Source organism: Cryobacterium luteum, assembly GCF_900110125.1.
Taxonomy (GTDB): Bacteria; Actinomycetota; Actinomycetes; order Actinomycetales; family Microbacteriaceae; genus Cryobacterium; species Cryobacterium luteum.
The window spans coordinates 61,040-73,492 of record NZ_FOCN01000016.1 but is presented as its reverse complement, the minus strand read 5'-3'; the positions used below and the strand labels follow the sequence as shown (position 1 = coordinate 73,492).

Genomic DNA, 12,453 nt, shown 5'->3' with positions numbered 1-12,453 from the left:
TAAAGACCCATGGAGCTGACCGGTACTAATAAGCCGATAATTTGATAACACTTCAGTTTGAAGAAGCTGCTTTAGCGTCCACTATGTGGTTCTCGATGTACGGTCGAGAACAAACCCTCATCATTGAGGGCTCTATAATTGAATAATATAGATTCGATTCATCGGAAGATGTTTCGGCGGCTATAGCGAGAGGGAAACGCCCGGTCACATTCCGAACCCGGAAGCTAAGACTCTCAGCGCCGATGGTACTGCAGGGGGGACCCTGTGGGAGAGTAGGACACCGCCGGACTTAACTTAGAACGACCAGAAAGGCCACCCCCGGGTGGCCTTTCTGCGTTAACAGGGCCACCTCAGGGTGGCCCGTTTTCGTTAAGCTGCGGTGTCGAGACCCCGGCTTTGCCTCTGCGGGGCGCCAGGGCATCCGCTCCTCAGCTCAAACAATGGCCCTTGCCCGGGAGACATCCGCGAAAAGCGTGCGGATGCCTCCCCGCCAACGGCCATAACTCGGCACCCCGCGAATACCCCGACACCCCACCCACAACCTGAACGCTACGCAAAGCTGCGACGTGCGGCAGTGGTGGTAAGAGCGAGTGCGGGCAGCGGGCAGCGGGCAGCGGGCAACTGCGGGACTGTGGCTGTCTGCTAGGTCGACCGTCCGCATGCTGTATCCAGCAGCTTTTGCATTGGCTCTCAGTGCGGAACGGAGGAGTTAGTACGCACCGAGTGCTTGCCTCCGATGTTTTGTCAGCGGTTCGGGAATCCGTGGGGGAGGCCGGTCAGCACCGGGGCGAGACGGGCGAGACGCTCGCGCTTGAGGAGGAGCGCGGTGTACTCGCGTTCGCGGCGCACGGCAGCGACTCCGACCAGAAAATACTCAGCCGGAGCATCGGGCAGCGGCGAGACAAACGGCGTGACCTCGGCCGCGAGGGCCTGCGCGAGGCGTTCGCGGGTGAGCGGTGTCAGGTGCGCAGACTGGCGCAGGTACTGCGCGACTCGACGGGCCAGCCGGTCGGGCAGCCGGGCGATGTCCACGGTTTGCGACCAGGGCAGGAGCGCTTCGGGAAGCTGACGCGGAATTTGCCGGTTGCGCTGCACCCGCTCGTGCTGGCTGTAGGTCCCGGCGAGCAGATCACCGAGGCGCTTGGACCGGCCGTTGAGCAGGGCGGTGGTGGCGGCGAGGCCGCCGAGGGTCATGATGATTTCGAGAACGCCAGTCAGGGCTCGAATGAACGCGTGGCGCAGCGAGATGGCTCCACCGTCGTCGCGCACGATACGAGCGCCGATGGCGAGCTTGCCGAGCGAGCGGCCATGGGTGAGCGTTTCGACCAACACCGGCACGACGAGCAGCGAGAAGACCAGCGCTGCGATCGAGACCGCCTGGGTGAGCGCCGCATCGGTGAATTCTGCGAGGCTGAGAAAGAAGGCCAGCTGAATGAGCAGGTACAGGGCCAGGTAGGCCAACGTGTCGATGATCGAGCTGGCGGCGCGCAGAATGACGCTCGCCGGCCGCACGTCGAGCGCGACGGCTTCTCCGGTGACCAGCTCGTCGCCGGCGCTCAGGTCAAAAGCTGCAGTGGGACGCGCGGTCTCCTTCATGTCTACTATTGAACCAGATGGATCTCGACGCATACACGGCAGCGCATCGCGCCGACTGGGACCGCCTGACCGAGCTCGGTGCCCGGCGGCGTCTGAGTGGTGCCCAGTCCGACGAACTCATTGAGCGCTATCAGGCCGGCGCCACCCAGCTCTCCGCCATCAAGTCCACGGCCGGCTCGACGCTGGAGGGTGACCGGCTGTCGGTCGGTTTGTCCCGCGCGCGGCTGCGCTTCACCGGCGTGAGCGCCAACGTGCTCGCTCAGATTCCGCGATTTTTTGTTGCCCAGCTGCCGGCGGCCCTGTACCGGCTGCGCTGGCTCACCCTCGCCGTAGCCGTCGTCACCTTCGTCGTTGCCGGGCTGTACGCCGTCTGGGCCTATAACGACCCGAGGGTGCTGGCCAACCTCGGAACGGATGCCCAACTCGCGCAGCTGGCCAACGAAGACTTCGTCGGCTACTACTCCGAAAACCCCGCAGCCTCGTTCACCGGGTTGGTCTGGACCAACAATGCCTGGATCGCGGCGCAGTGCATCGCCTTCGGCATCGTCGGCGTGTACGTGCCGTTCATCATTCTGCAGAATGCCATGGGTCTCGGCACCACCGCCGCGGTCATGTTCGCCTACGACAAGGGCGACGTGTTCTTTCTCTACATCGCTCCGCACGGGCTCCTCGAACTGACCGCCATCTTCGTCGCAGCGGCCGCGGGGCTGCTCATCTTCTGGGCCTGGATCGCCCCCGGCGCTCGCACCCGCGGGCAGGCACTCGCCGAAGACGGCCGCGCCCTGTTCACCGTGGCGATCGGCCTCGTCTTCGTGCTGCTGGTCTCCGGCATCATCGAGGGGTTCGTCACCTCCCAGCCGTGGCCGTGGGCGATCAAGATCGGTATCGGCGCCGTCGCGCTGGGCGCGTTCCTGACCTACATGATCGTGCTCGGCGGCCGTGCTACCCGCGCCGGTGAGACCGGCGACCTGAGCGAGTTCGAAGCGGGCAGCACGCGCATTTACGGGGCCTGACCGGCAGCGCCATCTGGGTGCGGTCCTGCCTCTGGCGGTCGCGACAAGCCGTGGATCGAGCCTTGAGATTTCGACCAACGAATTGAGGTCGGAGGGTGCGCCGACGCTAGAGCCGTCCGGCGGCCTTCAAAGCGATGTACCGGTCGGCGAGGGCCGGCGGAAGCTGCGCGGGCGAGGCGGTGACGACATCCGCTCCCAGCTGGCGGATGGCGGCCGATACCCGGGCCACGTCGAGCAGGGCCCGCTCGGCAGCTGCCGCCCGGTAGATTTCGGTGCGACCGCCGCGGGTGGCCGCGGCGAGCACGGTGGCCGGGTCGAGCACGGAGGCCACGACCACCGTGTGACGTTTGGTGAGCTGCGGCAGCACCGAAAGCAGCCCGGTCGATGCGCCCGCAGCATCGATGGAGGTGAGCACCACGATCAAGGCGTGCTGGCTGGTAATCGATCGCACCTGGCCGGGAACGGCAGCCCAGTCCATTTCGATGAGTTCCGGGTCGATCATGGCCATGGAATCGACCATCTGCGAGAGCAGGGCCGCGCCGGTCGCGCCCTGCACCCGGCCCCGCACCCGGCGGTCGAAGGCGAGAAAATCCACCCGGTCGCCGGCGACCGAGGTGAGCGCCGCGAGCAGCAGGGCGGCCTCGAACGCGGTGTCCAGCCGCGGCTCGTTGTCGACCCGCGCGGCCGAAGTGCGCCCGGTATCGAGCAGAATGACGACACGGCGATCCCGTTCCGGCCGCCAGGTGCGCACCATCACGTCGTTACGCCGGGCAGTCGCTCGCCAGTCGATCGAGCGCACGTCGTCGCCGAGCACATATTCGCGCAGTGAGTCGAATTCGGTGCCCTGCCCGCGCACCATCACGCTGGTGCGCCCGTCGAGCTCTTTGAGCCGGGCAATGCGGGACGGCAGGTGTTTGCGGGCGTGAAAGGGCGGCAACACGCGGATGCGCCCCGGCGCATTAAGCGTGGCTTGGCGGTTCCAGAGACCCAGCGGACCGCGCGTGCGCACCGTTACCTGCTCGACCCGCCGTTCCCCGCGACGAAACGGGGTGAGCGTGAGCGAAACGAGCCGGCGCTCGCCGCGCGGAACCACGATCCGGCTGCGATTTCGACCGGCCCCCGCCGACGGCTGCCAGGCATCCCGCACCACGCCCACCAGGCGGCGGCGCCCGGTGTTGGTCAGATACAGCTCGCTCGTGACGGATTCGCCGAGTCGAACCCGGGCCGGCAGCATCCGTTCGATCGTCACTACGCGTGGCGACGCCGCCAACGCCAGGTCGACGGCGCCGAGCGTGAGCACGAACACCAGCCAGAGCAGGAGCACGCCGGCAGCCTGCTCGCTGGAAGACCCGAACCACACGATGGGCACCACGCCGAGGGCGACGAGAAGAACGAACCGTCCGCTGAGCGTCATCGTTAGATCGGAACCTGAACCTGCTGCAACACGCCGCGCAGAATGGCATCGACCGCGACGCCCTCGAGTTCGGCCTCCGGGCGCAGCTGCACGCGGTGCCGCCACACCGGCAGCGCCATCGCCTGCACGTGATCGGGGGTGATCGAGTCGTAGCCGCTCAGCCAGGCCCACGCCTTGGCGGCGGCGAGCAGGGCGGTCGTTCCGCGGGGGCTGACGCCGAGTTTGACCGAGGGACTCGTGCGCGTGGCGCGGGCCAGATCGACGATGTAGGCGAGCACGTCAGCGCTCGACCCGACGCGGGCGACGGCTGCCTGCGCTGCGGCGAGTTCGGCCGCGCCGAGCACCGCGGCAACGCCGGCTCCGGCGAGGTCGCGCGGATTGAAGCCGGCCGCGTGGCGGCGCAGCACCTCGATCTCATCGACCCGCTGCGGCACCTCGAGCACGAGCTTGAGCAGAAACCGGTCGAGTTGCGCCTCGGGCAGCGTGTAGGTGCCCTCATACTCGATCGGGTTCATCGTCGCGGCCACGATGAACGGCTCCGGCAGCTTCAGCGACTCGCCGTCAACGCTGACCTGCCGCTCCTCCATCGCCTCGAGCAGCGCGGACTGCGTCTTCGGCGGGGTGCGGTTGATCTCGTCGGCCAGCATGATATTCGTGAACACCGGCCCCTGGCGAAACTCAAACTCCCCGGCGCGGGCGTCGTAGATGAGCGACCCGGTCACGTCGCCCGGCATCAGGTCGGGTGTGAACTGGATGCGCTTGGTGTCGAGGCTCAGCGCGTGGCTGAGCGTGCGCACCAGCAGCGTCTTGGCGACGCCGGGCACGCCCTCGAGCAGCACATGGCCGCGAGCGAGCAGGGCGATGATCAGCCCGGTCACCGCGCCGTCCTGCCCGACGACGGCCTTGCCGACCTCGGTGCGCACCCGGTTGAGGGCGGCCCGCAGCGCTGCGGCATCCGTTGCGCCGGTCGGCGCTGTGTTGATCAGGTCCGTGGGAGTCGTCATGGTTCCATTCTCTCGGCTGGAGGGGGTGAGAATTCACGAGAAGCGGATGCCGCCGCCTCGGCAGCAGGTACCACTCCGGCCTTGACGGCCCGGCAGGCCGCCTGTTCGAGGGCCTGCAGGGCGTCGGAGAGCGCCATCAGCTGCGCGTCGGAGTGTGGAATCGCGTCGACCAGCACCCGCCGCACCTCGGCTGGTGCGCTGCCGGTGATCCGGGCGACCGTGCCGATGACCTCGTCCAGCTGGGCGAGGCGGCCGAGGCCGACGGCTCGGGCGAGGCGTTGCACGGCGCCGACGCGGAGCGCATCGAGCGCGCGCAGTCGAGCGTTGCTGCGCGCGTACAGCCGCGCCCGTCCCTCCATGGTTTCGCTCGCCTTCACCGTGACCGGCAAATTTTCGGCCACGAGCGGCCCGAACCGGCGGCCACGCCAGAACGCGGCGGCGACGGCGGCGAGCACGAGCAGCACGGCCACGGGGCTGACCCAGCCCGGCGTCAGCTCGGCGAGCGACGGCGGCCCGGTTCGGGGCAGGTCGGCCAGCGTCGGCAGGTACCAGACGAGCGAGTCGCTCTCCCCGAGCAGTCCGAGGGCGAGCGCCGCGTTGCCGTAGCCGGTCACGTTCTCGTTGTTGAAGACGCGTGCGTCCGGCACGAGCGAGACGAGGCCGCCGGTCGCGCTCTCTACCTGAACCAGCGAGAAGGTCTCGGCGTCGCTGGCGAAACAGCCGGTCAGGAGCGGATGCCCGCCCTCCGGTATCGAGAGGGTGGCCCCGCCCGGCAGGAGGTTTTCGGCACGGTTCGCGGCCGACACCGAGCAGTCAGCTGTGAGCGATGCGGTGTCGGACACACCGCCGAAACCCACGGACGGGGCGAGCGCCTGCAGGGCCAGAAAATCGGGCGCGACGACAACGGTACGCGCCGCTCCCTCGGCCAGCTCGGTCAGCTGCCCGGCGTCGAGGTAGCCGTTCTCGTCGTAGAGCAGCACGGTGGAATCAGCGCCGACGGCGTCGCGCACCTCGACCAGCGAGTCGGCCAGGGTCACGGTGACGCCCTGCTGACGCAGCACCTCCACGAGCGCCATCGACCCGGCCGGCGCCGCGTTGTCGCCGGCCAGGGCGCGGCCGGCCGCATTGCTGCCGCCGGAGAGGAACACGCCCACGATGGCGACAATCACAATGCCGGCGAAAGCGAAAATCCAGAAGGAGGAGCGGCGCAGCAACGCGCGCAGGGTCGGCGTTGCCACGGTCGTGGGAGTGCCACCGGCGGAACTCAGGGCGGCGGCATCCGTTGTGAGTGTTGCGCTCATGGCCGGCCTGCCGCGGCCAGCGGGGCGAGTGTGACGGGCGACGCGGCCCGCAGCTCGGCCTCGAGCGCGGCCAGGGATCGATAGTCGGGCTCGAGCGCGGTCTGCTCGAGATAGCGCACCCGGTCGAAGGTGTCCGCAGCGAGGGCGAGGGCGGGGCCGCTTGGCGGGAAGGCCAGCCGGGCTCGCGCGGCGAAGTCGTGAGCGGTCGTGCCGGGGGTGACCGAGAGCACCGTGCGTTCGGCGAGGCCCCTGGCCAGGGCGCGAAAGATCTCCTCGCAGGCCAGGCTCCAGTCGCCGCGACTGGCCGCAGCGTCGGCCGCCGTGCGCATCTCGGCGCTGCTGCGCTGGTCGATTGTGCCGAACAGGTCGTTGCCGGCCCGGCGTCGCCGCGCCAGCCGGGGGGCGCCGAACAGCAGCCAGCCCGCCACGAGCGCCGCGACGATGAGAACGACCACAACGATCGGCAACCAGTCAGCGAGGCTGCCGTCGCCGCTGATGGCGAGCGAGTTGATCCAGTCCAGAAAACCCTGCGACGCCCGGTCGAACCAGGTCGGCCTGGCCGCTTCGTAGGGAGCCTTGGCGAGTTCCTCCCGCAACCACCGGCGGGCCTCGGGCGCGTCGGGAGCCACCGGTACATCACCGGCGAGGCCGACAATCCTCCGCCCGGCCACCGCTGTGAGCTGCGCCAGGCCGAACGCGGTCATGCCGCCGGGTATCCGCCGGAACCGGCCGGTATCAGGTAGGGGTCGGGCACGTCGCCGCCCTGCGAGGTGGATTCGACATAGCGGGCCAGTTCCAGATCGAGGCCCTCCTTGCGCATGCGCAGGTCAAGGTAGATCAGGGCCACGGCCGCCGACTGCACGACGGCCGCGACGGCCGCCACCGGAATGGCGATGATCAGGCTGACGACCACGCTGAGAATCGATGACTCTTCGGCGAACGCGCCGGTCGGGTCCACCAGCACGGTGCCCACACCGAACAATAACGAGACCGGGGTGGTGACGATCTGGCTGATCACCTGCACGATCAGGCCGACCAGCAGCAGCACGCCCAGGGTGCGCCAGAAGTAGCCGCGGGTCAGTGACCACGACCGAGAAACGGATGCCCGCACCCCCAACTTCTCCAGCACGATCAGGCTCGGAACGGCACTGGTCTTGGTATAGATGAAGGCGCTCGCCGCCGCGAGCAGCAGGCCGCCGAAGATTCCGACCAGCACGCCGGCGACGATGCCGGCGACATCGCCCACGCTGACCAACAACACGACGATGCCGGCGATCACAGCCACGCCGATGAGCAGCGCGAGGGTGAGCAGCAGAGTCCATAGGGTCAGCGGCCAGAGGCGGGTCGCCGCACGGCGCCACAGGGCGCCGAGGCGAAGCTTCTCGCCGAGGGTCGCGCGGGCCACTTCGAGCACGATGACAGCCTGCAACAGCGCCGACCCGATGAGGGACAGCGCCACCGGAATGATCAAAGACAGCGCGCCGATCAGTACCGATCCGGCCGTGACGGCATCTTTCTGGTCGAGCGGAGCGCTGTCGATGCGATCAAGCGCCCAGAAGGTGACGAGGCCGACAATGACCACGGTGACGAGCATGATCGCCGCCTGCACGATGAGGCCGCTCCCGAAGGTGGCCTTCGGATTGCGACGCAGCACCTGGAAGGATGCGCCGAGCAACGTACCGAACCCGATCGGCCGCAACGGAATCAAACCCGGCTTGGGCGGAGGAGCCCAGCCCTGCCCCGGGTCACTGCTGAAGGGACCGCCTTGATCGGGCGTGGCGGGCGCCGCGAACTGACCGTAGCGCGGGGGAACGGGGGCGTCGGGAGCCTGCCAGGAGTCTGTCACTATTCAATGCTGGCACAGGTCGATCGAGAAATGCGCTCTGAGGCACTCTGTCAGCGCGCTCGGCTACTCTTATGCCAGACTTTGCCCTACTCATCGGGCAATCTGCTGAGCGCACAATCAGAACACACCACGAAATTGTTCTGGAAAGAGACCCATGACCGCACGCATTCTGGTGATCGACGACGACACCGCCCTGTCCGAGATGATCGGCATCGTTTTGCAAGGAGAGGGCTTCACCCCGGGCTTCTGTGCCGATGGATCGCTCGCCCTCGAGACGTTTCGCACCGAGAAGCCAGATCTGGTACTGCTCGACCTCATGCTGCCCGGCCTCGACGGCATTGAAGTGTGCCGGCTGATCCGCGCCGAATCTGGGGTGCCGATCATCATGCTGACCGCCCGGTCCGACACCACCGACGTGGTGAAGGGGCTCGAGTCGGGGGCTGACGACTACATGGTCAAGCCGTTCAACCCCAAAGAGCTCGTCGCCCGCATTCGCACCCGTCTGCGCCCGCCCGCGGCCGACGGGGCGCTCGCGCTGCACATCGGCGACCTCGTGGTCAACGCGGTTGGGCACGAAGTCACCCGCGGAACGGCCGCGATCAACCTCACTCCGCTCGAATTCGACCTGCTGCTGACCCTCGCCTCCAAACCCCAGCAGGTGTTCACCCGCGAAATGCTGCTGGAACAGGTGTGGGGTTACCACTACAAGGCCGACACCCGGCTCGTGAACGTGCACGTGCAGCGGCTGCGCGCCAAGGTCGAGCACGACCCGGACAATCCCAGGATCGTCATGACGGTGCGCGGAGTCGGCTACCGCGCCGGCACGGCCAGCTAGCGAGGCGGAACCGCAGATGGCTCCCCGGCGACCCCCGCAGAAACGGTTGGCCGCACCATGCCCCAGCTGACCTACTGGCGACGGCCGCGCAATTGGCCCCGGCTTGTGCGCGCGTCGTGGCGCTCGTCCCTGCAATTCCGTACGGTGACCATCTCTGTCGCTCTCTCCGGCGTGGCGATTCTGGTGGTGGGCGTGTACATGTCGGCCAGCATCGGCAACGACCTGTTCCAATCGCGACTCAGCCAGGTGCTTCTCGAATCCGACCGCGCGACCAGTGCAGCGCAGAGCCTGTTGGATTCTTCCGATGCCACCGACCGGGTGCAGGTGCAAAACCTGCTCAGCGCGGCGCGCACCTCGATCTCGGCGGCCTCATCGAGCCGACTGGTTGCCGTACTGCGGGTTCCTGGCCAGGACTCGTCAACCGTTGCACCGCTCGACTCGTCGACCTTCGGACAGTCCACCGGCGTGATCGGGGCCGAACTGCGCACCGAGGTGCAGGCCAATATCGGCGACCAGTTCTGGCAGTCGGTCACCCTCACCGGCGATGACGCCACGACCGTTCCCGGCATCGTGGTGGGGTCGCAGATCACCGTTCCGGTGGCCGGCCGCTACGAGCTGTACATCGCTTACAGCCTGAAGGACGCGGAAGAGACCCTGCTCTTCGTGCAGCAAACCCTCGGGGTGGCCGGCGTTGCCCTCATGCTGCTGATCGGCGCCGTGACCTGGATCGTCGTTCGCTTCGTCGTGACGCCCCTGCGGGTGGCCGCCGAGACGAGCCAGAAACTCGCCTCCGGTGATCTCGAGGTGCGCATTCCCGAAAAAGGTGAGGACGTCATTGCGACGCTGGCCCGTTCCTTCAACGGCATGGCCGACAGCCTGCAAAGCCAGATTCGTGCACTCGCCGACCTGTCCGAGGTGCAGCAACGGTTCGTGTCTGATGTCTCGCACGAACTGCGCACACCACTGACGACCATCCGTTTGGCCGGCGATGTGCTGTACGACCAGCGGGCGAGCTTTGCGCCGGCCACCGGCCGCACCGCTGAGCTGCTGCACACCCAGGTCGAACGTTTCGAGCTGCTGCTGAGCGACCTGCTCGAAATCAGCCGCTACGACGCCGGATCCGTTGAACTCGAGAGTGAACCGACCAACCTGGTCTACCTCGCCGAAGACGCCATCGACAGTCTGCGATCCCTCGCCGAGTCCAAGGGCAGCGACCTGCGCCTGGTGGCTCCCGGCGGGTATCTGAACGCGGACGTCGATCCGCGGCGCATCCGCCGGGTGCTGCACAACCTCATCGGCAACGCCATCGAGCACGGTGAGGGTAAACCCGTCGTGGTGTCGGTCGACAGCGATGCGAATGCTGTCGCGCTCGCCGTACGCGACTACGGCCTCGGAATGAGCCAGGCCGAGGTCGCGCACGTCTTCGACCGGTTCTGGCGGGCCGACCCCTCGCGCCAACGCACGATCGGCGGCACCGGCCTCGGGCTGGCCATCTCCCGCGAGGACGCGAGTGTGCACAACGGCTGGCTGCAGGTCTGGTCCAGTCCGGGAGAAGGATCGTGTTTTCGGTTGACGCTGCCCCGCGTGGCCGGTGCCGTGCTGCAAGCGTCACCGATCCCCTTGCCGCCCGCCGACGCCACCGCCGACGCCACCGCCGACGCCACCGCCGACGCCACCGCCGTGCTCGGCGACGCCGGGCAGATGCCCGTGCCGGGCGGAGGGCGACATGACTGAGCGCACACCTCGCCGCCGCGTCTTCCCGGCGCTGCTCGTCGCCATCAGCCTCGCCGTCGGTCTGGGGGGCTGCACCGGCATTCCGCGCGACGGTGCGGTGCACGCCGGCAACGACATCGCACCCGACGACAATCCAGCCCCGGTATTTCTGCCGGCGCTGCCGCAAAAGGATGCCGCGCCGGAATCGATTCTGCGGGGCTTCATCGACGCCTCCTCGAGCCCTGAGAACAATTACGACATCGCCCGCCAGTTCCTGGCCCCGGCCTTCCAATCCAGCTGGGATGCCACGGCGGGGGTCACCGTCGACAACGGCTCCGGGCGCACCCTGACGGTCATCGACGACGGCACCACCCTGGTTGCCGTCACGCCGGTGGCCGAGGTTGACCAGGCGGGGGAATACCGTGAGGTCGACGCCAGTCCGGTCCCATTACGCTACGAGTTTCAGCAGATCGGCGGCCAGTGGCGCATCAGCTCGGCCCCGAACGGCACCGTGATCGACGAAAACACGTTCAACGACGTGTTTAGCGCCCAACCCGTGTACTTCTACGATCCCGGCTTTCGGTTCCTGGTTCCGGACCTGCGCTGGTTTCCGCGCGGGGCATCCGCTCCCACCAAGCTGGTCAACGCCGTCTTGAACGGACCGAGCGCCTGGCTGACCGGAGCGGTCGCCACGGCGTTTCCGGAAGGCTCCAAGCTCACCGCCGACGCCGTACAGGTGGTTGGGCGCCAGGCCATGGTCGACCTGAACAGCGAAGCACTCAACGCTGACCGGCAGACGCTGCAGCGCATGAAAGCGCAGCTGGCGGCGAGCCTGCCGTCCGGCCTCACGGTCGAGATCACCATCGACCAGAACTTCCAGGCCATCGACGACGTCGAGACCGGGGCTCCCGTCATCGATCCGCGCGTGGACGCCCGCGCCCTCGTGCTGCGCGGGGACGAATTCGGTTTTCTGGCCGCCACCGGGCAGAGCGTCACCCCGCTGGACGGGCTGTCTGCGACCATCGCCCAACTGGCCCCCACCGCGGTGACGCTGGCGTCTGGCCAGGCTTCAGCCGCCGTGCTGAACAGCGACGGCGTTTACGTCGTGCGTGACGGCGGCGAGCCCGAATTGCTCGACGCGCGCGCTGGGCTCCTGGCGCCGTCGATCGACAACGACCGCTTCGTCTGGTCGGTGCCGTCAAACGATCCGACCGCCCTGGTCGTCTACAGCCCAACGGGAGAGGCGACCGTGCTGCCGACGCCGTGGCCCGAAGCCACCTCGATCACGGCCCTGAAAATCTCGAGGGACGGCGCCCGGCTGATCGCCCTGCTCGGCACCGGCTCGGAGACCCGTTTCGTCGTCGCGTCCATCATTCGCACCGAGCAGGCGCCGACCGGCCTCGGCGCGCCCGTGCTGTTGGCGGCGGGCGGCGGGGCCGGCCTCGACGCAACCTGGATCGACGAATTGACCGTGGCGTCGCTCAGCACCCTGCCGAGCGGTGAGGCACGCATCGTGGCGCAGCAGATCGGCGGCGTCAGCTCCGTCCTGGAATCCCCGGCGAGCAGCCGGTTCATCGTCGGCAGCAACTCCGTGCGCGACCTGCGCGTAATCACCGACACCGGCAGCCTGGAGGTGCAGCGGGGAGCGGGCTGGCAGGCCCGCATCGACGACGTGATCCTGCTGGCCACCCAACAGGGCCTCGGCAGCTAGCCGGTCGGCCGTCTCCTCCC

10 protein-coding genes and 1 rRNA gene are annotated in these 12,453 nt (G+C 67.9%); 5 read left to right on the top strand and 6 right to left on the bottom strand.

Going from position 1 to position 12,453, the window contains the following annotated elements; translation table 11 throughout:
* The first annotated feature begins 172 nt into the window (after window positions 1-172).
* A 5S ribosomal RNA gene (gene rrf, locus BMW72_RS14205) occupies window positions 173-289 on the top strand.
* Between the two features lie 455 nt (window positions 290-744).
* Here rrf and BMW72_RS14200 read toward each other — a convergent pair.
* The gene (locus tag BMW72_RS14200) at window positions 745-1,596 is read right to left on the bottom strand and encodes an RDD family protein (RefSeq protein WP_092111647.1); all 852 of its coding nucleotides are present in this window, start codon (window positions 1,594-1,596) and stop codon (window positions 745-747) included.
* A gap of 17 nt (window positions 1,597-1,613) precedes the next feature.
* Between BMW72_RS14200 and BMW72_RS14195 the strand changes: the two genes are divergently transcribed.
* Entirely contained in the window at window positions 1,614-2,609 is a 996-nt protein-coding gene (locus BMW72_RS14195) for a stage II sporulation protein M (protein WP_092111645.1), read from the top strand.
* A gap of 106 nt (window positions 2,610-2,715) precedes the next feature.
* On the opposite strand, the gene BMW72_RS14190 is transcribed toward BMW72_RS14195, so the two are convergent.
* Genes BMW72_RS14190 through BMW72_RS14170 form a run of 5 tightly spaced genes read right to left on the bottom strand, consistent with a single transcriptional unit; the run spans window position 2,716 to window position 8,174 of the window.
* Window positions 2,716-4,023, bottom strand: a complete 1,308-nt coding sequence (locus tag BMW72_RS14190) for a DUF58 domain-containing protein (protein ID WP_092111643.1) — start codon at window positions 4,021-4,023, stop codon at window positions 2,716-2,718.
* 2 nt (window positions 4,024-4,025) lie between these two features.
* Window positions 4,026-5,027 (bottom strand): AAA family ATPase, encoded by a 1,002-nt coding sequence (locus BMW72_RS14185; RefSeq protein WP_092111641.1) that lies wholly within the window; start codon window positions 5,025-5,027, stop codon window positions 4,026-4,028.
* Window positions 5,024-6,328 (bottom strand): DUF4350 domain-containing protein, encoded by a 1,305-nt coding sequence (locus BMW72_RS14180; RefSeq protein ID WP_134450479.1) that lies wholly within the window; start codon window positions 6,326-6,328, stop codon window positions 5,024-5,026. The genes BMW72_RS14185 and BMW72_RS14180 overlap by 4 nt, the downstream gene beginning before the upstream one ends.
* Window positions 6,325-7,032 carry a DUF4129 domain-containing protein gene (locus tag BMW72_RS14175; RefSeq protein WP_092111639.1) on the bottom strand — a complete coding sequence of 236 codons (708 nt, stop codon included), beginning with the start codon at window positions 7,030-7,032 and terminating at the stop codon, window positions 6,325-6,327. The genes BMW72_RS14180 and BMW72_RS14175 overlap by 4 nt, the downstream gene beginning before the upstream one ends.
* Window positions 7,029-8,174: a DUF7847 domain-containing protein gene (locus tag BMW72_RS14170; protein WP_092111637.1), complete on the bottom strand. Its 1,146-nt coding sequence runs from the start codon at window positions 8,172-8,174 to the stop codon at window positions 7,029-7,031. The genes BMW72_RS14175 and BMW72_RS14170 overlap by 4 nt, the downstream gene beginning before the upstream one ends.
* A 154-nt stretch (window positions 8,175-8,328) precedes the next feature.
* Between BMW72_RS14170 and mtrA the strand changes: the two genes are divergently transcribed.
* Genes mtrA through BMW72_RS14155 form a run of 3 tightly spaced genes read left to right on the top strand, consistent with a single transcriptional unit; the run spans window position 8,329 to window position 12,433 of the window.
* Window positions 8,329-9,009, top strand: coding sequence for an MtrAB system response regulator MtrA (mtrA, locus tag BMW72_RS14165; protein WP_092111635.1), 681 nt, complete (start codon window positions 8,329-8,331; stop codon window positions 9,007-9,009).
* 57 nt (window positions 9,010-9,066) lie between these two features.
* Window positions 9,067-10,743 (top strand): MtrAB system histidine kinase MtrB, encoded by a 1,677-nt coding sequence (mtrB, locus tag BMW72_RS14160; protein ID WP_092111633.1) that lies wholly within the window; start codon window positions 9,067-9,069, stop codon window positions 10,741-10,743.
* A complete protein-coding gene (locus tag BMW72_RS14155; protein ID WP_092111631.1) occupies window positions 10,736-12,433 on the top strand; it encodes an LpqB family beta-propeller domain-containing protein in 1,698 nt (565 codons plus the stop codon). Before mtrB ends, BMW72_RS14155 begins: the two co-directional genes overlap by 8 nt.
* Window positions 12,434-12,453 lie beyond the last annotated feature (20 nt).

Coding starts and splice junctions, on each gene's coding strand:
- BMW72_RS14200 (WP_092111647.1), bottom strand. CDS start 1,596: ATGAAGGAGACCGCGCGTCCCACTGCAGCTTTTGACCTGAGCGCCGGC.
- BMW72_RS14195 (WP_092111645.1), top strand. CDS start 1,614: ATGGATCTCGACGCATACACGGCAGCGCATCGCGCCGACTGGGACCGC.
- BMW72_RS14190 (WP_092111643.1), bottom strand. CDS start 4,023: ATGACGCTCAGCGGACGGTTCGTTCTTCTCGTCGCCCTCGGCGTGGTG.
- BMW72_RS14185 (WP_092111641.1), bottom strand. CDS start 5,027: ATGACGACTCCCACGGACCTGATCAACACAGCGCCGACCGGCGCAACG.
- BMW72_RS14180 (WP_134450479.1), bottom strand. CDS start 6,328: ATGAGCGCAACACTCACAACGGATGCCGCCGCCCTGAGTTCCGCCGGT.
- BMW72_RS14175 (WP_092111639.1), bottom strand. CDS start 7,032: ATGACCGCGTTCGGCCTGGCGCAGCTCACAGCGGTGGCCGGGCGGAGG.
- mtrA (WP_092111635.1), top strand. CDS start 8,329: ATGACCGCACGCATTCTGGTGATCGACGACGACACCGCCCTGTCCGAG.
- mtrB (WP_092111633.1), top strand. CDS start 9,067: ATGCCCCAGCTGACCTACTGGCGACGGCCGCGCAATTGGCCCCGGCTT.
- BMW72_RS14155 (WP_092111631.1), top strand. CDS start 10,736: ATGACTGAGCGCACACCTCGCCGCCGCGTCTTCCCGGCGCTGCTCGTC.